We start from the raw sequence: 19,999 nt of genomic DNA on the forward strand, positions 1-19,999 counted from the left end.
CCATGCTGGCAATGCAGTTTGCCCTGTCAATCCTCATGGGAGGACGCTTTGATGAATGCCTCATCGAGTGATGAAGCGTTGTAGCGCGACATAAATTCCCCGCCGCTATCAAACGCCTCAAGCCGCTGGTTTGCGAGCATGTAGAAGCGGTCACAATTTGCCGCGATCTCTTCGGTGTAATGGGATGATACCAGCACGCTTGCACCTTCTTGGCGCGCACTGTTAATGGCAAGCCAGATGTAATGCCTGAACTCCGCGTCCACACCTGCAGTCGGTTCGTCGAGGATGATCAAATCACTCTCTAGCAGTAATAGCGTAAGCGTGAAGTAGCTGCGGATCTCGCCGTAGCTGCAGCGGGCGACTTTTTTTTGGGAGATTAAGCTGTATCGTTTGTAAAGTGACGGTGACCATCTTTCCAAGCGAGCCAGCATTTCGCTTTGGGTAGGGGCTGTGGATGAGTCTAGGTGCCTGATGAGATCACCTGTTTCGCTCATACGTAGCAAGGGTGGCGGTGTAAGGATTTGGGTAAGATAAATTTGTCTCTTTGCTGAGTTGAGAATGTGTCCGCTTGAAGGTTTTTTTATATTGCAGATGAGATCAAATAATGTTGTTTTGCCGGCGCCGTTGCTCCCTAAAATGCCTATCAATTCCCCTTGTTTTAGGTTGAGTGTAACTTCTTTCATTAGCGGCATGTCTTTATAGCTGAAGCTCAGGTCTATTAGGCTGAGTGGATTCATTTAGTATCTGCTCCAGACAGGTTGGGTCCTGAAGTGTCGCCCAGTGAGGTAAAGCCCGGTGAGCAGCGCCGCGAGCGCGATGCAGAAGGAGGTCAGCAGGGGGAATTCATGGTTGAAAATTTTGCTGCTCAATTGCAGTGGGTTTAAAGAGAGGGCGCTCTGAGGCGCGGAGCGAGACTGAGCGGATCCTAAGTATCCAGAGAGCAACATGAGAAATGATAACAGTGAAAACAAGGTGCTGGCTGTATTGAATTTAATGGGTAGCGCGGCTACGACGAGTCCGATGCAGCTGAATGTCAAGAAGCTGGTGTAAAAACATGCAGTCACGTATAGCAGTTCCGTAATTCTGTAATCGCCATACAGCGGTTTGGTGAGAAGGTAAAAGAGTGCCGCATAGAGCACGCTGATCGTGGAATAACTAAGGAAGTGAGCTGCCAGAAAGCGCCTAATCGCGTCGGGCTGGTAGATGAATGACCTGGTGAAACCGCTCTCACGTCTTCCGATCAGGTAAAAACTGAATCCAAAAAAGGCAACGCTTGCAGAGATGTACGAGAAAAACCACGATGCAGAGAGAACATAAGTTTCATTACGGGCAGGCTCTGCTTCTGCATGACCTTGTGTCAACAAGAATAGCAGGCAGGGCGCGATGGCTGACCATATAAGGGCTGTGGGTTCTCTCAGGTGCTCTAGGGTTAAGATTCGCGTGATATGGAATACTTTTTTTGTATTGATGATGATGGGTGTTAAGTGACTGGTCATGGGAAGGGTACCATTCGGGATGATTGGCGTGCGATAACCTGGTTGAGGAAGTTGGCGGAGTATCTGTTCTTCAGGTTGAAATGATTCGCATTGTTCATGTGGAGGAACAGATTTGGTGAAAAGTATTTGCAAAAGTATATTTTTGGATGATTGGGTGTCAGTCTGGATAGGTAGATGTAACCGTTCAGCTCTAAGCATCTGAGTGTGCTCAGAAGTGTTCGGCAGTCTAATGGTGGGTGCTTGATTATAAGCGCTTCACAGTCGTCGTAAGGGGTGGCTGTAGACATTTCTATGTAAGTTTTGTAGTTGTTGCAAGCAAGGAAATGCCTAAGGTAGGGGTCTTGAGGCTCACTGGCTAAGCTGTCAATGGACTGCATATAACGGAACGTTTGCCAGAGTTCTAGGACAGCTTTTTCAAGCGCGTTGCTTGCAGTGTCTGAATATGACATGCCTGCGCAATACTGGACCTTGGCTTCGGCACGCATGTTGCCATAGCAGAGAAGAATGCAGGTGCCTGGAAAACGCCCGTCAGTGAGGTCTAGAACGAGAATATCCCCAGACTTTGATAGCTCACGAAAGAGGGTTGAGCTGGGTCGAAACTCTAGGAGAGCACAGGCCTCGTGATGGTCAAGACGTTTTTTGAATTTAAGGGTGAGCCAGAATCGCAGCAAAAATTGCCGTTCGACACTTTCTTTTACAGCGCCAAATATGGCACTTTCAATGTTGTCATGCGCGCTGCATCCGCAGGTGTCTCGCATTGGGTAATACTTGTTGTCAATGTGGTTTCTACATTTTGTTATCGAAAGACATGCCGTTGGGACTTTGCAGGAGGTAAAATCGATTACTCTGTACACGGTGGTGCGATCGAAGACGTGTGATTGAAGTTCTGTATCTGAGTCGTATGTGGATGTCTGCAGAAATGCCTCCCTGAACTCATTAAGTTCTTGGTTGCTCAGTCCATCGGCGAGCTTCTCGGCGTCGTTGACCGGGATGTCCAAGTAAAAATGCTTCCGCTCGAAATGCTCACCTCTGGCACAGACCGTGACATTTGTTGACCAACCGCTACTGGATCCGTAGGTTTGCCAGCGACTGCCGCACTCTACGCTATGAGGTAGGTGTGTTACCGCGCTTGGGCGAAGCAGTTCGAAATCAGGAGACGAAGGATGATGTACCTCGTTGAATATGTTCATTGTTTTAACCTATTAATTGGATGCATGTCGGCAGGAATAGGGTTGGATTAAGATTTAAGAGTTTTGTTATTTGATGGTCTGTGAAGGCGGACCAAGGTCTGCTATCAAAATTTAATTCTTTGCAGCGTAGGTCTGTGAGCATGTACAGCGAGCCCGCCTCCATTAGGGCGTGGCGGTAGCCTCGATATCGGTATTTAAACAATGCTTTAGGCAGGTAAATCACATAGACGAGTGCTAGGGCAGGTGCGCCGATTTCTGGATTTTGTGGAGTAATAGCTTGACTGAGCTGTTTGATATTGATGTTTGTGCTGTGTATTTCAAATGTTTGGGATGATGGGAGCAGATGCAGGGCCATGCAGTCAGTTGGCCACTGTTCAATTCTATTGTTTAGATTGATGCAAAATATTTCAATTGGGAAAATTGCTCCAGCGCTCGGGTAGCCGCGCTTGTGGTTGGATCCTATTTTTTTCAAAATGGGGGCAATTAGATTGCGAACGGCATCAAAGTGCAGGTGGCGCTCACGAAAGCGATCGCACGACTCGTTTCTTACGAGGGGATGATCCAGGGGGAGCGCTGATAACTGAAACTCGGGGTTTTCGGCCTCATTTGTGAGGGTGTTGAGTTTCAGCTCTCTGCCGGTTAGCTTGCTTAGTTCTTTAGCGGGTATGTGATGGAGAGTGCTTATATGTCGTGTTGTCTCGTGAAGTGTATAGTTCCCTTTGGCATGAAATGCTAATGTTTCGTCGAGAACTCTGGAGTCGGTGAATCTTGAATACTGATCGTGACTAATACTCATTTTGTTTACCTAAGCATTCGCAGAATGGCCAGTGGACGCTTACTTCTTCGGTGGTAGCACCGGTCTCAAGGTCGATGGTTCTGGATAGAAGTGTCTGGTCTTGCGTGTACTTGGACTTTGGTGCTTGCGTAAGCTTGTTTGTGAAGGAAATGATGGTTCCCAGGATCAGTGAAGTCTGGAAGTCGTCAATTGCTGCTTTAGGTAGGTCATAGTTGTTGTTGCAGCAGAAGGCCCATATTTTGCTCCATGGGTGTTGGCTTAGGCGCTTGGATTCGTAATATGTAACTCGATCGAGAGTGCAAAAGGCACACGGGTTTCCTATTGATGGCACATGCACTTCTGTTAGGTGGAAGTAACGATTGCTTATGAATCCGATGCTGATGCCGTGCTCCGGGTTCTCTTTCGTTAGATTTGTGTAGATGCTTCTGATTGAGTTAGGGTGAAGTTTAAGGCAGGCGAAAACGAATAACGTTGGTGTGCAGGTGTCAGGTGCTTTAAAGTGCTCGATTTTTTTGATTGTTATTGTGTTGCTGTGTTTTTTCTCGTAAAACTTTATCAGTGGTAGTGGTACGTCTAGGTCGTGATAAATTATCACGTTATGAAAGTGTGGCGGCTCAGCTTTCTCTCCCAGAATTGATAGCGATTTTAGGAAGTTTAACGTACTTTTTGATTCAAGCTTCTCAGTTTCAAAAATCTCTTCAAGTTCGTGGTGTTTAATGTATTTGGATTGGGTGCTCTCAATTTTCTGCAAGGCCCTGATTATTTTGGGTTCTGTGATTTTTGTAAATCCTGTGCTCGAAAATATCATGGGGTCTAGGTCGAAATTTAATATCTCGTAATTGTAGATTCTCAATACGTTCATTGGATTGCCTTTTGCGTGATGCGGGCGTTCCTAGCGTTATGCCGGGAACGCTCGCTCCTTAGTAAGTTATGGGGTTATCAGTTTGCGTTGCCTTCGATGTCAATAGCGTTTCCCCCGCTGCCACCGGAACCGCCACTGCCACCGCTGCACCCGCCTCCACCGCCGCAGCCACCACTACCACCGCAACCACCGGCGCCGCCAGAACCACCGAAAAACTCGGAGTCCATATCGCAATTACTGTCTGAGGACAGTTCAAGGATGTTGATGCCGTATTGAGTTTCCATAGTGTCTCCTTAACTGTTTTTGTTGTCGCCCGATGTGTGCGGGCATCTACAGGTTTAGAAGTTTGACTTTTAATTGTCAATGCGGCGGCGAGGCTTGCGTGGATTGCAGGCGTAATAATTATGTTTGGTTTGAAGAGGTGGGTGTAGGAGCGTTCCTGTGGAAAATTCCTACCTAGGGGCGTTGTTTCTGACTACTTATGCGGTGGGCTTAATTTTTTGTAAGTTTTATAATCGTCTCGCGGTAAGAAAATTTTCTTTGTAATGTCAGATAATTCTAGTTCTTCACGTCTCTCGATTTTTGGGTGTCAGAGGCGGCGGCGCGATGTTTAGCCAATAATCTTTGCGGCAGATTGTTTCAAAATATTTGGTCTCGCTCTCATGCACGATTGAACATGCCGGGCGATGTTCGAGTGCAGCACGGTGGAGGAATTGGCCGAGTATGTGCGTGGGTTGCAGGGGGGCGAGGTGGATGAGGCCAAGGCTGATCGGCTCAGTGATCTGATGGCCGAGCTCGAAGGGCTGTAGAGCGTAGGGCTCGCCTTGAGTTTTGCGGGGCGGCGCTCGATCTGCACGTCACCGCAAAACCCAAGCCGTGCACTACCGCTTGCCGAGAATCTTGCCAAGCAACTCCGGCCGCGGCGCGCCTTGCTGGCTCTGCAGGTTGCCCTGCTCATCCTGATAGAAGATTGCCGGGGTCGCTTGCAGCCCCATCTCCTCCATCAACGCCATGTTCGCCGCCAGCTTCTGCTGCACGGCATCGGGCACCTTGTCCAGTGGCTTCAGGTTGCTCGCCTTGCCCGCTTTCTCATGCTCATGCAGGGCTTTGGCCGGGTCCTTGGCTGCCAACAGGGCTGCCGACTTGCCCGGGCTGTCCTCGCGGATGATGCCGACCATGATATGGCGCAGCTGCACCTTGCCCGACTCCACCCACGGCCGCGCCTGTTCCCAGAACATGTTGCAGTACGGGCAGTTGGGGTCGCTGAACAGGTACACCTTGCGCGGCGCACTGTCCTTGCCGTCGGCGATCCAGGCGGTTTTCTCCATCTTCGCCCAGATCTCCTTGCTCATCGGCGCGTACACCAACTTCTGCAGCGGCTCGGCGCTGAGGTCCTTGCCTTGTTCGTCGAACAGGCTGCCGACCAGCACGTGCTTGCCGTCCGGGGTCAGGTACAAGGCCAGGGCATTGTTCTGGTACTCGGCGGCATAGCCGCGCAGGCCGTTGGGCGCATCGAAGCTGCCCTTGATCTCGGCGCCTTTGGCTTGCAGTTGCTGGATCGCCTTGGGCAGGTCTTCGGCCTGCACCAGCGGGGCGGCCAGCAGGGCCAGGGACAGGGGCAACAGGGCAGTCAATCGCATGTCAGTTTCCTTGTGCGGCAGGGGCGGGCGCCTTGGCCCGCTCGAAAGGTTCCAGCGCATGGCGCAGGCTGGCCCGCGACAGCTCGCCAAGGTGGCTGCCGATCAGGCGGCCGTCGGCGTCGTAGAACAGGGTGGTGGGCAGGGCCATCGAGCCAACCCGCTGGGCCAGCACGCCGGTGCCGTCGAACAGCACATGGGTCAGGCTCAGCCCGGTGGTGGCGAGGAAGGTCGTGACGTTTTCCGGCGTCTCGCCCTGGTTGACGAATATGAAGGTCACGTGGGGGTATTCGCCCTGGGCCTGCTGCAGCACCGGCATCTCCCGGCGGCAGGGCGGGCACCAGGTGGCCCAGATATTGATCACCAGCGGCTTGCCACGGTAGCTGTGCAGGGCCACCGACTGGCCAGCGGCATTGCGCAGGCTCAGTTCAGGCAGTGCGGTGCCCTTGCTGTACAGGTGGCTGCCCAGGCTGGTCAGGCCCCAGAACAACGCACCGCTGAACAGTGCCCAGCCCAGCGGGCGCCGCAGGCCAGGCTGGCGCCAGCCCTGCCAGAGGGTGGCGAGGACAATGCCGACCAGGCCCGACCAGAGCAGGAAGCCGCCATCACGGATATCGATGACTTGCACCAGGTCGTCGCGGTACATCGGCCAGTAGGCCAGCACGAAACCCAGGCGGGCGCACAGCAGGCCGACCAGGAACAGGTTGAACAGCGCCGACTCCGGGCTTTCGCCGCCACGCCGGGCGACCCACCAGCCGACCAGGCAGGCCACGCCGAGGGCGGCGAGCATCAGCAGGTGGTTGAGGGCCATGGTCAGCGGCCCAAGGGTTACCGTGAGCATCAGCCTTGGCTCCGGGTCTGGGTCCAGTGTTGCAGGAACGCGGCGGCATCCACCTCACCGGTGATGCGCCGTGCGCGGCGCTCTTCGCCTTCCGGGCCGAGCCAGATGATGCTGGGGGGGCCTGGCACCTGGTAGCGCTGCAGCAGGGCGCGGCTGGCGGCAGAGTCGGCGGTCACGTCCAGGCGCAGCAGGTGCACGCCGGCCAGGCTGGTTTGTACGTCGGGGCGGGTGAACACCTGTTTTTCCATGACCTTGCACGACACGCACCAGTCGGCATAGTAATCGACCATGACCCACTGGCCGCGGGCCTTGGCGGCGTCCAGCTCGCGTTGCAGGGCTTCAGGGCTGCTGACCGTGACGAAGTGCTCGTCGGCCTTTTGTACGGTGGCGGCTACGCTGCCGCCGGCGAACGGCCGCAGCGGTTGCCACAGGTCGTCGCCCCCCGCAGCGGCGCCGACCAGCAGCAGGCCACCCCACAAAGCGCCCAGCAGTGGGACCGCACGCAGCGCTGGCAAGCGCTGCAGGGCTGGCCACATGGCCCAGCCCAGGGCAATCAGCCAGGCCCCGCTCAGGGCCAGCATCACCGGGGCGGCAAGCAGGCTGCGCACGGTGTACAGGGCCATGGCCAGGAACACGAAGCCGAACACGCCCTTGACCCGGTTCATCCACGCCCCCGGGCGCGGCAGGTAGCGGTTGCCCAGGGTCACCAGCAACAGCAGCGGCACGCCCATGCCCAGGCCGAGGCTGAACAGCACCAGCGCACCTTGTAGCACATCGCCGCTTTGCGCGATGAACAGCAGCGCACCGGCCAGCGGCGCGGTCATGCAGGGGCCGAGCAGCAGGCCGGAGAGGGCGCCCAGCAGCGCCGCACCGTACAGGTTGCCACCACGGGTGCCCTGGCCGGCGCGGTCGAGGCGATCACGCAGGGCGGCCGGCAGTTGCAGCTCGAAAGCGCCGAACATCGGCAGGGCGAGAAGGATGAACAAGCCGGCCAGGCTGCCCAGCAGCCAGGGTTGCTGCAGCCACGCCTGCAGGCTGGCCCCCAGCAGCGCCGCGACCACGCCCAGGGCCGCATACACCAGCGCCATGCTCAGCACATACACCCCGGCCAGCAGCCAGCCGCGCCGGGCGCTGGCGCCGTTGCCCAGGACCAGGCCGGCGAGAATCGGCAGCATCGGCAGCGAGCAGGGGGTGAACGCCAGCAGCAGGCCGAGGCCGAAGAATGCCAGCAGGCTCCAGGCCAGGCTGGCGCTTTGCAGGCCGCTGGCCAGAGCCTGGTCGCTGGCTTGTTCGGCGGCCGGCGGCGCGTTGCCGCCCAGGTCGATGGCGGTGGTCTGCGGTGGGTAGCACAGGCCGGCATCGGCACAGCCTTGCCAGCCCAGGCGCAACTGGCCCTGGGCATTGGCCGGGATCAGCAGTTCGAGCTGGTCGCGGTACACCGCGCTGTCACCAAAGAACTCGTCGTGGTGATTCAGGGCGGGTGGGAGTTGCGGCTGCTGTTCGGCAGGCAAGCCGTCGAATTTCAGGCGCTTCTGGTACAGGTAGTAACCCTGCTTGATCTGGAAGTACAGGCGCATCTGGCCATCGGCCTGGCGGTCGTGAGTCAGCACGAACGCCTGGTTGACCGGCAGGAAGTCGGGCTTGGCGTCGAACGGGTTGGCCTGCAACGGGCCGGCCAGAAGGAACGTCAGGAAGAGCAGAAGGATGCGCATGTCTTCGCCTTGGCAGTACGGAATGGTGGCCATGCTGGCTGGGGTCGATTAACCCAAGGTTAACCGTTGCTGCCGAAGCTGTTGCGGCGCTGCCGCATGTCGGCCTTTGACACAGCGCGACATATTGTCGGCTTGACTTTGCTTATGCCCATATTCTTGTTGTAAAGTTGACGCAGAAGTCAGTTTTTACGTCCCGCGTGACAAGGTTTTTACCCTTCCGAGTCCCCCGCACAAGAATCAAAAAACATGGGCAGAAATTCTTCTGCCCAGAGGATCAAGCATGTCCAACCGTGATATATCCCGGCGCGCCTTCTTGCAAGGCGGCCTGATTGCTGGTGTCGGCGTGACCATGGCGCCACTCGGCAGCCAGGCGTTCGCCGCCCTGATGGAGGAGCGCGTTACTACCTCGCCGCAAAAGTGGATGAACCATGACGGCAAGGCGCGTTTCCGTAACGACGCGCTGTCCAAGGTCTGTGGCAACAAGGTTTTCGCCCGCGACATCCGCGCCAAGGACATGCCCGGCTGGCCGACCCAGCAAGGCCACGCGCTGCTGCTCAAGGTGACCAAGGTCGACCGGATCTATGACGGCCATGACCTCAGCCTGCTCGGCGCCGACCTGCAGCCGGACCGTATCGTCACCGCCGCCGACCTGGCGCGAGATGGCATTGCCTGGCCCGAGGCCCACTCGCCCGACCCACTGTTGCCGCCCGGCCAGGTGCCGATGTTCATCGGCCATCCGGTGGCGATCCTGATCTGGCACGACTTCGAGCGTTTCCGTCAGGCCAAGCGCAAGTTGCAGTTCAACGACAAGGCGATCAAATACGGCGCCCAGGCCCCGCTGTACCAGCGCGACCCCTATGGCAGCTTCCGCTTCGTGCGCGTGGGCGGCGCCACGCCGTTCGACGACGATGAGTTCTCCAGCCTGAAGAACTCCATGCTGTTCCCGACCATACTCAACCGCAAACCGGTGTGGTCGAAGCAGCCTGACCAGCACGGCGACCTGACCGAACAGGGCCTGTTCTACGCCAAGCGCATGGGTGAGCAACTGGACAACCCGCCCGAGGACTGGCTGGTGTTCGACGAGCGCTACAAGACGCCGTCGATCGAGCCTGCGGCACTGGAGCCGGACAACGGCAACGGCTGGTACGACCCGGCGACTGGCACGCTGCACTTCGTGGTCGCGACCCAATGCCCGTTCGAAGTGGCGCAGGAATGCGTGCACATGATCAAGCCGTCGCGCTTCACCCTGAACACGCTGAACATGCACCCGGGCTACACCGTGGGCTACGGTTCCAAAGACAACAACATCTTCGTCTTCTACGCTGCCGTGGCCGCGCTGTATGGCGCCGGTGTACCGATCCGCCTGGCCAACGACCGCTACGAGCAGTTCCAGAGCGGTATCAAGCGTCATGCCTTCGACATCCGCTACCAGCTGGCCGTGGACAAGAAGGACAACCGCTTCAAGATCTTCCGCGCCGACATGAGCTGCGACGGCGGCGGGCGCATCAACTACAGCCCGTCGGTGGCTGCAGTGGGCGCCACCGCGGCGCAGTCGATCTACTACATGCCGCAGAACGACCTGTCGGTGACCGCCTACTTCTCCCGCGGTGTCGAGGCCGGCTCCATGCGCGGTTACGGCACCCTGCAGTCCATGGCCGCCACCGAGATGATGGTGGATGAAGTCGCCGGTCGCCTGGGCGTCGATGCCATCGACCTGCGCCGTGCCAACGCCTTGAAGTCGGGCATGAAGAACACCCAGGGCGCGGTCCCGGCCGGTGCCCTGCGCCTGTACGAGATCCTCGACAAGGCTGCAGTGCACGACGGGTGGCGCAACCGCGATGCACGCAAGCAGCAGATGGACGCCAAGGACCCGGACCACTGGTATGGCGTCGGCTTCGCCATCTGCCAGAAGGACTTCGGCACCGGCTCTGAAGCGCCGATGGCGAGCATCGAGTTCAGCGCTGATGGGCGCATCAGCCTGCGCCACATCGGCACCGAGCTGGGGACTGGCATGTCCACTTCCCAGGCCCTGGTGGTCAGCGACTTCCTTGGCCGCTCGGCCGACGAGGTGAAGACGGCGGTCACCGAATGGCCGGAATTGCAACTGACCACCAGCGGCAACCCGTACCTGATCAGCCAGCCTGAGCAGGACACCGCGCTGCGCAACCCGCGCTGGGTCGGCAAGCTCGCCTCGCCGTCGTCGGCGACCAACTCGGCGTTCTACTTCAGCCACGCCACCCGCGAAGCGGCCCGTGTGTTGTTCAACCACGGCCTGTGGCCGGCAGCCATGGCACTCTGGAGCCAGGGCCCGCACGGTGGCCAGGCCAACCCGCTGGTGGTGCGCCGCGAGAACGCGGTGTGGGTCAACGGCGAGCTGACCGGTAACGGCCTGGCGCCGATCCCGTTCGCCCAACTGGCGCAGAAGGCCCATGAGATGGGCCTGGTCACTGGCGTCAGCGTGCACGGTTTCAACCGCTGGAGCTGGGCCGAGGCCGACTTCGTCATCGACGGCGTGCGCGAGCGCTTCCCGCTCGATGCCGTGGCGGTGAAGTACGGCGATGGCGCGGTGAATGCCAAGAAGGCGCAGATGAGCAGCCATGGCTACCACCTGCTCGACCGGCAGAACGCCGCCTACCCGGATACCCAGCTGAACAACGCCATGGTCACCTACTACAGCCCGGTGGCGACCATCGTCGAGGTCAAGGTCAACAAGGGCACCTTTGAGACGCAGGTGCTCAACCACCACAGTTGGGTCGAGTGCGGCCGCGTGCTGGTGCCGGAACTGGTCAAGGGCCAGCTCGAAGGCGGTATCGCCATGGGCATCGGCCATGCGCTGACCGAAGAAATGCCGTTGTACGAGGGCGGGCCCGGGGAGGGCGACTGGAACTTCAACCGCTACCGCCTGCCGCATGCACGCGATGTGGCGGTGTGGAAGCAGACCAGCGAAATCCTCCCGCCGCTGTCACCGACCGACCCGTCCAAGGGCATCGCCGAAGTGGTGATGATCCCGGTCGTCGGTGCCATCGGCAACGCCGTGGCACATGCCATTGGCAAGCGCGTGCGCGATCTCCCCATCACTCCAGCCCGTATCAAGGAGGCCCTCAATGGCTAACCGTCCACTGCAACTGACCCTCAACGGTCAACCGGTCGGCCCGGTCGAGGTCCCTGACGACCTGGCGATGATCGACTACCTGCACGAACACCAGAACCTCACCGGTTCCCGTCTGGGCTGCGGCCAGGGCATCTGCCACGCCTGCGTGGTGATCGTCGACAACCCCGACGGCACCAGCGAGGAAGTGCGCACCTGCATCACCGGCGCGCATTACTTCGAAGGCAAGAAGGTGCGCACCATCGAAGGCCACGCCAAGCAGGACGAGGCCGGCAACCTGACGCTTAACCCGATCCAGCAGAAGTTCGTCGACCTGTTCGCCTTCCAGTGCAGCTACTGCGCGCCGGGCTTCGTCAACGCCGCCACGGTGCTGGTGGAAACCGCCCAGCGCCAGCCGCTCAAGAAGAGCGAAGTGGAAGACCGTATCGAAGCCAGCCTCGGCCACCACATCTGTCGCTGCACCGGCTACGTGCGTTACTACGACGCCACCCGCACGGTGCTCAACGACCTCGGCCTGGTCAAGGAGGGTTGAGCATGGGCTTCGTTCGCAACACACTCGCGCTGGCCCTCGGCCTTGCCGTTGTTTCGCTGGCCCAGGCGGCCGATGAGGCGCAGGTCAAACGCGGTGAATACCTGGCCCGTGCGGCCGACTGCATGGCCTGCCACACCGCCGAAGGCGGCGCGCCGTTCGCCGGTGGCCTGCCGATCCATTCGCCGTTCGGCACCATCTACGGCAGCAACATCACCCCGGACAAGCAGTACGGCATCGGCAACTACACGGCTGACGAGTTCTTTGCCGCGGTCACCGAGGGCAAGCGCAAGGACGGCGCCAACCTCTACCCAGCGATGCCGTACACCTCGTACCACCTGATCAAGCGCGAGGATTCCGATGCGATTCTTGCTTACCTGATGACCGTGCCGCCGATCAACCGCCCGGCACCGCAGACGGCGTTGAGCTTCCCGTTCAACGTGCGCCTGGGGCTGACCGGCTGGAACATGCTGTATGGCAAGAGCGTGCAACTGCAGCCAACCGAAGGCAAAAGCCCGGCCTGGCAGCGCGGGCAGTACATGGTCGAGGTGATGGGCCATTGCGGCGAATGCCACACCCCACGCAACGCCATCGGTGCCCTGCAACAGGACCAGCGCTTCAGCGGCGGCTTGCTCGGTGGCTACCTGGCACCGAGCCTGCTGGCCCAGGACCTGGCCGACCGCGGCTGGACCCAGCCGGACCTGACCACCTTCCTCAAGCACGGCATCAGTGCCCAGGGCAGCATGTTCAACGAGATGTTCCCGGTGGTGCACCACAGCACCCAGCACCTGGAAGACGCCGACCTGGCGGCCATGGCCACCTACCTGCTCGGCGACCAGCCGCCGCCGGCCAAGGCGATCCAGGCCGTTGCCCTGGAGCAGATGAGCGACAGTGCCAAGCGCGGCCAGCAGCAGTACCTCAACGTCTGCGCCGGTTGCCATGGCGTCGATGGCGAGGGCAAGCCGCACATCGCGGTGGCCATGCGCGGCAACACGGTGCTGCGCCAGGGCGACTCGCGCAACCTGGTCAAGGCCATCCGCGACGGCATCCGTGAGCAGCAGTTCACCGGCTTCGAGCGCATGCAGCCGATGCCGGGCTTCGCCGACAAGCTCGACGACCAACAAGTGACAGACATGGTCAACTACCTGCGCCAGGCCTGGGGTGGATTGCCCGGCGACCTGACCGTACAGCAGCTTGCCGAGCTGAAGGCGGAGTAAACCGTGCAGCATCTCGATCTTCAGGTGATCAGCCAGGCGCTGCAGTGGTCGTGCAGCGGCCAGCGGGTGTGGTTGTGCACGGTGCTCGCCACCTACGGCTCGGCGCCGCGTGCGCCGGGCTCGCTGCTGGCGGTCAACGCCAGCGGGCAGTGGCTGGGTTCACTGTCCGGTGGCTGTGTCGAGGAAGATTTCCTCGAACGTGTGGGGCGCGGTGAGTTTCCCGAACCGATTGCCATCGTGCGCTATGGCGATGGCAGCGACCCGCGTTCAAGCATCCGCCTGCCCTGTGGCGGCGTGCTCGAGGTGCTGGTGGAAAACCTGCCGGCCGACTGTGACGTGCAGGCCCACCTGCGTGAGCTGGAAGGCGCGCTGCGCGGCCAGCGCCGGCTGCTGCGCGAGGTGAGCTTGCCACAAGGGGATCGTCAGCTGCTCGACGACCACAGCCAGGGGCCGCGCGTGGAGCTTGCAAGCGACCGGGTGCGTTTGCGCGTCGGGGCTGCCCAGCGCCTGCTGCTGGCTGGGTACTCCAGCGTCGCGCATTTCTGCGCCGAGTTCGGCAAAGCCATGGGCTTTGAAGTCATCCTCTGCGACCCGCGTGACGAGGTGCTCGAAGGCGTGGTGCTGGATGGCATCGAGGTGCGTCGTGAACTGCCGTCGGAGTTTATCGCCAAGGGTGGTTGCCATGCCGACACAGCGGTGGTTGCATTGACCCATGATCCGAAAATCGATGACCTGGCCATGCTTGAAGCGGTGCGTACCGAAGCGTTCTACATTGGCGTGATGGGCTCGAAGGCGACCTCCGACAAGCGTCGCGAACGCTTGCAGCGCATCGGCGGCCTGGGCTACGACGAGCTGGCGCGGATCCACGCGCCGATCGGCCTCAACCTGGGCAGCAAGACCCCGGCCGAGATCGCCTTGGCGGTGCTCGCCGATATCCTGCGCCTGCGCAATGGCATCGGGCGGGCAGCGCTGTGAGTGTGGTGGCGTTGGTATTGGCGGCCGGCAGCAGCATGCGCTTCGGTGCTGACAAGCGTCGGGCGCTGATGGCGGATGGTCGCAGCTTGCTGGTGCACAGCGTCGAACATGCCTGTGCCGTTTTCGATGACGTACGGGTGGTGCTGCGTGATGGCGAGCGGGGCGAGGAGCTGGGGTTGCCAGCGGCGTGCCGGGTCATCTGCAGTGCGGATTTCGCGCAGGGAATGGGTCATAGTCTGGCGGCTGGCGCCGCTTCGCTGGTCGACAGCGAGGCGCAGGCGGTGGCGATTCTGCTGGGTGACATGCCCTGGGTGGGACTCGGGACCCTTGGTTTGCTTGCACGCGAGGCCAGTGGGTCGACGATAGTGTTGCCTTGTCATGCCGGGCAGCAGGGCCATCCGGTGCTGTTTGGGCGTGATTTCTGGCCAGCGCTTGCGCGGCTGACGGGCGATGAAGGGGCGCGTTCGGTGGTGAAGGACCATCCGGACCGTTGCGTCAGGCTGGCCGTCGAGGATGCCGGCGTGCTGCGGGATGTCGATACGCCCGATGCGCTGCGCGAATGAGCGTCGGTTTTACTCATCTTCTTCCTCATCGAATGCATAAGGTTCCAATTCGCTCAGCTGGGAAAGCAAAATCAGATGCACGTTGGCCTTGAGCCGCTGGAGATTGGCCAGGCTTGCAGGCCCGCCCAGCATCAGCGCCGGAACGAAGCCATACATCTCGTCTGGCGCCAACGTCCCGAGTGTTTCCCTGGCCGATTCGAACAGGTCCAGGTCGATGCCTTCAGTCATGACCCACATCAGCAGCCCCTGGATCTTCGCGTCACGCTCTTCGTCGGTCGAGCTGCAGGCGCCATCGATGTATTGGGAAGCGTAGGCAGTGATGGTCAGGACTGACCCGGTTTCTTCGCCCCAGAGGTACAGCTCGCCGAAAGCGCTGCGGGCGATGAGGTGGTAGGTGTCGCGGGTTTCGAAGGGCGTACCTGTCAGCCAGTAGGCCACGACGTCTTCGTATTCCTGCGGGTTGACCATCCAGAACAGGCCACCGCCGTAGCCGCACCAGCCGTGGTCTTTCCAGTAGGTCAGGAGTTGGTTGGGGAGTTTGCCTTGGTAGTGGTCCAGAGCGGCAGGCGGGACGGGCTGGTGGCCGATGGGGTCGTTGAAGGTTTCGAGGAAGATGGAGAAGAGTGCGTTCATTTTTTAGATCCTTTTATTACTGTTGGGTAAGGGCTTCAAAAATCAGAAAAGCTATAGGGCTCGATTGTGCAAAGCTGAGACAGCAGTACCAAGTGTTCAATGGCTTTCAGCTTCTCAAGATTATCGAGTCGAATGGGGCCGCCGAACACCAAGGCTGGAACAAAGCCGTACATCTCGTCCGGACCAAGTATGCCGAGGCTATTTTTTGCAGGTTCAAACAGGTCATCAAAATCATTTGAATCCAAATCTCTACAGGCGAAAAAACTCTGCACTAGTCTGTCCATGTCGGACGGCGTTACTTCTCGTTTGCTGCCAATATACCGACCTATATGTGGTGCGATTTTCAGTGAAAATCCGGTTCTCTCACCAAATAGATAAAGGTCGCCAAAGGCTCCGCGGGCGATGAGATGAAACTTGTCGTAAGTTTCCAGGTTTGCACTCTCAAGCATAGATGCCACCACGCCCTCGTACTCTAGAGGGTTTACGGTCCAAAACAAACCATCTCCGTATCCACACCATCCGTGCTCAATCCAATATTGCAGAAGTTTATCCGGGAGCTTCCCCTTGTAACGCTCGATGGTCGATGTGGGTACCTCCTGCCTGTGCGTAGGCTCACCGACCTCTTCAATAAAAACAGAAAATGCTTCATCCATTTGATGACCTCCAGTCAGTTAGCATTTGTTTAATTTCACGTTTAAAAGGCCGGTCTTGCCTCCCATTCCGGCCGTTTCTTCGGCTGCTCGTCGAAGCCCTCCTATTCTACTTTTCCATTGAGGGCCAATACTTGAATTCACCTGTCTGTCGTCAAAGTCAGCAATAGCGTCTCATCCACCTGCACTAAGGTCAGGGTTATGCAAGGCGGCGAGTGTTGACATCGTCTCCCTAGCTTGCACTTCTGAAAGTCTTCTCGCTTCTCGCGGCCCCATCGTTTTGGATAAATCCTCCTGGATTCTATCTCTCAGACTTACATAAAGGTCCTTGCGTGCCTTTTTAGCAAGTTTCGGATCACGTTTGACTGGATTGGCAACATTTTCCAGGAATTCTTCCACCGTAAGCCGGTTTAACCCATCCTGCTGTCCTTTTAGCTGCCGTTCAAACTCGCCATGCTTCGATGGCGGCAATTTGTCCGCCTTGAAGCACGCCACCGTATGCACCGGCATGCTACCGGGCTTGCCTTTGGATGGCTCCTTGTCTTTCCCCGCCGGCAGTTAGGCTGCGCAGGCTGTGGCTCACCCACCGCGCCCTTGCGCCGCTCCGGCACCTGCAGGTCCGGCCGTTTCTTCAAAGCATCTTCGTGCTTGAGCATCCACTGCCCAATCCGCGCGCCTTTCTTGCTGGCGGCCATTTCCTGGGCCAGCACACCTGCGTTGCCACCCCCACGGGTGAGGTAGGACACCATGGCGCCCAACAGCAGCATCACCACTTCCACATGCCCGGTGGCAATGAAATGCGCCGCCTGATTGATGGCATACGGGTTGTCCTGGCTGAACGCGTTCAGCCCGTCTTCACCGCGTGTGCCTTCCCAGGCGAGGCCGATGCCGTCCAGGTAGTACTCGCCAATGCGCGGCAGGCCGTCGACGAAGAACTCGGCGAGGGAGGCGATGCCCAGCACGCCGAGGATCCAGCCGCTGACCTTGAAGCCGATGGCGGTACCCGCAACGCCACCGGGAAAGGCGCCGACACCGCCGGCGAAGGCGCCAATGCCGGCACCGAGCAGGCCGCCGGTGAGGGCAGTGCCGGCGACGATCATCGCCATTTGCTCGGCGACGCCGAGCAGGTCGTTGAGGATGCTTTTGATGTCGAGGTCGGCGAAGCGCTGGCGCAGCAGCTGGCCGGCTACCGATTCGGCCTTGTAAAACGCGCGTCGCACGCTATCGACGCGGCGCAGGTTGAGGGCCAGTGACGGCACTGCTTCGTTGAGGTAAGTACGGAAATGGGCGCCTCCTTGATAGCCCATTTCATCGGTGATGCGGGTCTCGATATCGCGCCAGGTTGGCACGATTTGCCAGAACAGCATGAGGCGTCTCCCTGCCAGTTTTGTGCAGGGGAAATCACATCATGGAGTGGGCGTAGGACGTTCCTGAGTCGCTGGTAGGAAAAGTCTATTTCGTTGTTGGTGGGGGTAGAGGGGGCGGGATTGAGGTGTTGCTGCGATGGGTAAGGCTGGAGGGATTTGTCGCCTGTGAGATCGAGCGCCCCCCGCCCGGCGCTCGATCTCACAGGCGCTGAAAACACCAAGGCGAGCCCCCCTCAGGCGCTGAAAGCATCAAGGCAAACACAAAAAGGTCCATAATCCCCCCTTAATCCCCCCATAGTGCAATGCCAGCCACACACACTCCGGGAGCCTCACCATGCACGTTCTGCTCTGCGAGGACGATGACCTGATCGCCAGCGGCATCTGCGCCGGCCTCACCGCCCAGGGCCTGACCGTCGACCGCGTAGCCAATGCCGCCAGCGCCCGGGCCCTGCTGCAGGCGGCGCAGTTCGACGTGATGATCCTCGACCTCGGCCTGCCCGACGAAGATGGCCTGAAACTCTTGCGCCGCCTGCGCCAGCAAGGTGTGGACCTGCCCGTGCTGGTGCTCACCGCCCGCGACGCGGTCACCGACCGGGTTGACGGTCTGCAGGCCGGTGCCGACGACTACCTGCTCAAACCTTTCGACCTGCGCGAACTGGCCGCACGGCTGCATACCCTGCTGCGCCGGGTGGCAGGGCGTGCGGTCAACGTGATCGAGCATGGCCCGCTGCGCTACGACCCGAGCAGCTGCGAAGCGAGCCTGGCCGGCCAACCTGTGGACCTGTCACGGCGTGAGCAGGCGCTGCTCCAGGCATTGCTGCAGAACCCCGGCCGGGTGCTGTCCAGCGAACAGCTCAAGGACTGCGTGTACGGCTTCAGCGATGAGGTCGAAAGCAACGCGCTGAACGTCCATATCCACCACCTGCGGCGCAAGCTCGGCAACAGCATCGTCGAGACCGTGCGTGGCCTGGGTTATCGCCTGGGCCCGGCGCAGGCCCCTGAGAGAAGCGCTTCATGAGCCTGCGGGTACGCCTCAGCCTGATCCTCGGTACCGCCTTCATCATCATCTGGGCGCTGGCAGCCGCGTGGATGCTGCGCGACCTGCGCCAGCAGATGATGTTCTCCCTCGACCAGCGCCTGGTGGCTTCGGCGCGCATGGTAGCGGGGCTGATCGACCAGCTGCCGCAACCGCTGGCGGCCAAGGGCGAGGACGCGCACTTTTCTGCCGACCAGTTGAGCGTGCCCGACGGCATGGCCTGCCAGGTGAGTTCCCTGCGCGGCGAGATCCTCGCGAGCAACCACAAGCATGACGGCGCCATGGACGACCAGCGCAGCGGCTTCCGCGACCAGACCATCGATGGCGCGTTGTGGCGCACCTTCACCTATAGCCACAATGACGTGCGCATCACCACCGCCGACCGGCACATGGAGCGCGAGGCGCTGAACCAGTCGATTCTGCTGGCTGCCTCGGCACCGGTGCTGATGGCCTTGCTCGGCAGCCTCGGGCTGTTGTGGATCGGCCTGGGCAAAGGCCTGGAGCCGCTCAATCGCATGCGCGATGCCCTGCGACGAAGGCGTGCCGACAGTGTCGAACCGTTGCAGGTGGCCGGCTTGCCCAGCGAGCTGCAACCCTTGCTCGACACCCAGAACCAGCTGTTCCTGCGCATCGCTCAGACCATCGAGCGCGAACGGCGCCTGACCGACGATGCCGCCCACGAACTGCGCAGCCCGCTGACCGCGATCAAGACCCACCTGCAGGTGGCGCGCATGACCGACGGCGCGGTGCGCGAGCAGGCGCTGGAGCATGCCGAGCAAGGCGCCGACCGCATGCATCGGACCCTGGAGCAGCTGCTGATGCTGGCGCGGGTCGAGGGCAGCCTGTCGTTCGAGGACGGTGTGCAGTGCAGTGCCGAGCAGGTCGCCCGCCAGGCGGTGCAGGATGCTGGCGGCGGTGACAACCGGCGTATCGTTTTGCGCCTGCCGCAGGAGGCGACGCAGATCTATCTGGGCATGCCTGCGCCGCTGGCGGTGGCGGCCTTGCGCAACCTGCTGGACAACGCCCTGCGTCACGGCGGCGATACCGAGGTGGAACTGGAAGTGCAAATGGCCGATGGGCAGGTGGGGTTCATGGTGCGCGACCATGGTCCGGGCATTGCCGAAGCCGATTTGCAGCACCTGACCGAGCGCTTCTGGCGTAACGGGCAGAGTGGTGGGTGTGGGTTGGGGCTGGCGATCGTTCAGGCGATCGTGCAGCGTTGTGCTGGCAGCCTGAGGTTTGACAGCCGCAATGATGGGTTGCGAGTGCTGCTGCAGGTGCCGGCGCGTTCGGCCAGTTGATTTTTTCTGCCAGTGCCGGGCCGGTGGGGGGGTTTTCCCCGCAAGGGCCGGGCCGGGGCCCGCCCAATCCCCGGACAAACGCGGT

At 60.0% G+C, this 19,999-nt stretch carries 19 protein-coding genes and 1 pseudogene; 9 read left to right on the plus strand and 11 right to left on the minus strand.

Annotated features, from left to right (window positions below; genetic code table 11):
• Positions 1 to 26: 26 nt before the first annotated feature.
• Together ABE528_RS04865 and ABE528_RS04870 are read right to left on the minus strand one after the other, a co-directional pair.
• Positions 27 to 737, minus strand: a complete 711-nt coding sequence (locus ABE528_RS04865) for an ATP-binding cassette domain-containing protein (protein ID WP_346652348.1) — start codon at positions 735 to 737, stop codon at positions 27 to 29.
• On the minus strand, positions 738 to 1,496 hold the full coding sequence (locus ABE528_RS04870) for a hypothetical protein (RefSeq protein ID WP_346652349.1): 759 nt from the start codon (positions 1,494 to 1,496) through the stop codon (positions 738 to 740).
• Between the two features lie 623 nt (positions 1,497 to 2,119).
• Here ABE528_RS04870 and ABE528_RS04875 point away from each other — a divergent pair.
• Positions 2,120 to 2,374 carry a hypothetical protein gene (locus ABE528_RS04875; RefSeq protein ID WP_346652350.1) on the plus strand — a complete coding sequence of 85 codons (255 nt, stop codon included), beginning with the start codon at positions 2,120 to 2,122 and terminating at the stop codon, positions 2,372 to 2,374.
• A 316-nt stretch (positions 2,375 to 2,690) separates the two neighbouring features.
• Here ABE528_RS04875 and ABE528_RS04880 read toward each other — a convergent pair whose 3' ends face one another.
• The 3 genes from ABE528_RS04880 to ABE528_RS04890 all read right to left on the minus strand — a co-directional run bounded on the left by ABE528_RS04880 (position 2,691) and on the right by ABE528_RS04890 (position 4,628).
• Positions 2,691 to 3,482 (minus strand): SagB/ThcOx family dehydrogenase, encoded by a 792-nt coding sequence (locus tag ABE528_RS04880; RefSeq protein WP_346652351.1) that lies wholly within the window; start codon positions 3,480 to 3,482, stop codon positions 2,691 to 2,693.
• Positions 3,472 to 4,344, minus strand: a complete 873-nt coding sequence (locus tag ABE528_RS04885) for an McbB family protein (protein WP_346652352.1) — start codon at positions 4,342 to 4,344, stop codon at positions 3,472 to 3,474. Before ABE528_RS04885 ends, ABE528_RS04880 begins: the two co-directional genes overlap by 11 nt.
• Before the next feature lie 77 nt (positions 4,345 to 4,421).
• Positions 4,422 to 4,628 (minus strand): hypothetical protein, encoded by a 207-nt coding sequence (locus tag ABE528_RS04890; RefSeq protein ID WP_294337493.1) that lies wholly within the window; start codon positions 4,626 to 4,628, stop codon positions 4,422 to 4,424.
• 402 nt (positions 4,629 to 5,030) lie between these two features.
• On the opposite strand from ABE528_RS04890, the gene ABE528_RS04895 reads away from it, so the two are divergent.
• On the plus strand, positions 5,031 to 5,153 hold the full coding sequence (locus ABE528_RS04895) for a hypothetical protein (protein ID WP_346652353.1): 123 nt from the start codon (positions 5,031 to 5,033) through the stop codon (positions 5,151 to 5,153).
• 72 nt (positions 5,154 to 5,225) lie between these two features.
• Here ABE528_RS04895 and dsbG read toward each other — a convergent pair whose 3' ends face one another.
• Genes dsbG through dsbD form a run of 3 tightly spaced genes read right to left on the minus strand, consistent with a single transcriptional unit; the run spans position 5,226 to position 8,534 of the window.
• Entirely contained in the window at positions 5,226 to 5,984 is a 759-nt protein-coding gene (gene dsbG / locus ABE528_RS04900) for a thiol:disulfide interchange protein DsbG (protein ID WP_152958932.1), read from the minus strand.
• A 1-nt stretch (position 5,985) separates the two neighbouring features.
• Positions 5,986 to 6,822 carry a TlpA family protein disulfide reductase gene (locus tag ABE528_RS04905; RefSeq protein ID WP_152958933.1) on the minus strand — a complete coding sequence of 279 codons (837 nt, stop codon included), beginning with the start codon at positions 6,820 to 6,822 and terminating at the stop codon, positions 5,986 to 5,988.
• Positions 6,822 to 8,534, minus strand: coding sequence for a protein-disulfide reductase DsbD (gene dsbD / locus ABE528_RS04910; protein WP_346652354.1), 1,713 nt, complete (start codon positions 8,532 to 8,534; stop codon positions 6,822 to 6,824). Before dsbD ends, ABE528_RS04905 begins: the two co-directional genes overlap by 1 nt.
• Positions 8,535 to 8,814: 280 nt before the next feature.
• Between dsbD and ABE528_RS04915 the strand changes: the two genes are divergently transcribed.
• The 5 genes from ABE528_RS04915 to ABE528_RS04935 are packed head-to-tail and all read left to right on the plus strand — an operon-like array spanning position 8,815 to position 14,927.
• A complete protein-coding gene (locus tag ABE528_RS04915; RefSeq protein ID WP_152958935.1) occupies positions 8,815 to 11,646 on the plus strand; it encodes a xanthine dehydrogenase family protein molybdopterin-binding subunit in 2,832 nt (943 codons plus the stop codon).
• Positions 11,639 to 12,175 (plus strand): (2Fe-2S)-binding protein, encoded by a 537-nt coding sequence (locus ABE528_RS04920; protein WP_013973477.1) that lies wholly within the window; start codon positions 11,639 to 11,641, stop codon positions 12,173 to 12,175. Before ABE528_RS04915 ends, ABE528_RS04920 begins: the two co-directional genes overlap by 8 nt.
• Before the next feature lie 2 nt (positions 12,176 to 12,177).
• Positions 12,178 to 13,389: a cytochrome c gene (locus tag ABE528_RS04925; RefSeq protein WP_152958936.1), complete on the plus strand. Its 1,212-nt coding sequence runs from the start codon at positions 12,178 to 12,180 to the stop codon at positions 13,387 to 13,389.
• A 3-nt stretch (positions 13,390 to 13,392) separates the two neighbouring features.
• The gene (locus ABE528_RS04930; protein ID WP_346652355.1) at positions 13,393 to 14,364 is read left to right on the plus strand and encodes an XdhC family protein; all 972 of its coding nucleotides are present in this window, start codon (positions 13,393 to 13,395) and stop codon (positions 14,362 to 14,364) included.
• The gene (locus ABE528_RS04935) at positions 14,361 to 14,927 is read left to right on the plus strand and encodes a nucleotidyltransferase family protein (RefSeq protein ID WP_346652356.1); all 567 of its coding nucleotides are present in this window, start codon (positions 14,361 to 14,363) and stop codon (positions 14,925 to 14,927) included. The genes ABE528_RS04930 and ABE528_RS04935 overlap by 4 nt, the downstream gene beginning before the upstream one ends.
• Before the next feature lie 9 nt (positions 14,928 to 14,936).
• Here ABE528_RS04935 and ABE528_RS04940 read toward each other — a convergent pair whose 3' ends face one another.
• The 3 genes and pseudogenes from ABE528_RS04940 to ABE528_RS04950 form a co-directional block, all read right to left on the minus strand.
• Positions 14,937 to 15,560, minus strand: a complete 624-nt coding sequence (locus ABE528_RS04940; RefSeq protein WP_152958938.1) for a GAD-like domain-containing protein — start codon at positions 15,558 to 15,560, stop codon at positions 14,937 to 14,939.
• A 35-nt stretch (positions 15,561 to 15,595) separates the two neighbouring features.
• Positions 15,596 to 16,213, minus strand: coding sequence for a GAD-like domain-containing protein (locus ABE528_RS04945; RefSeq protein WP_346652357.1), 618 nt, complete (start codon positions 16,211 to 16,213; stop codon positions 15,596 to 15,598).
• An 18-nt stretch (positions 16,214 to 16,231) separates the two neighbouring features.
• Positions 16,232 to 17,577 (minus strand): annotated as a pseudogene (locus tag ABE528_RS04950) (DUF6861 domain-containing protein).
• 334 nt (positions 17,578 to 17,911) lie between these two features.
• Here ABE528_RS04950 and ABE528_RS04955 point away from each other — a divergent pair.
• Positions 17,912 to 18,595: a response regulator transcription factor gene (locus ABE528_RS04955; RefSeq protein WP_346652358.1), complete on the plus strand. Its 684-nt coding sequence runs from the start codon at positions 17,912 to 17,914 to the stop codon at positions 18,593 to 18,595.
• Positions 18,592 to 19,914 carry an ATP-binding protein gene (locus tag ABE528_RS04960; RefSeq protein ID WP_346652359.1) on the plus strand — a complete coding sequence of 441 codons (1,323 nt, stop codon included), beginning with the start codon at positions 18,592 to 18,594 and terminating at the stop codon, positions 19,912 to 19,914. The genes ABE528_RS04955 and ABE528_RS04960 overlap by 4 nt, the downstream gene beginning before the upstream one ends.
• The last annotated feature ends 85 nt before the right edge of the window (positions 19,915 to 19,999 follow it).

Source organism: Pseudomonas sp. TWI628 (assembly GCF_039673865.1).
Classification (GTDB): Bacteria; Pseudomonadota; Gammaproteobacteria; order Pseudomonadales; family Pseudomonadaceae; genus Aquipseudomonas.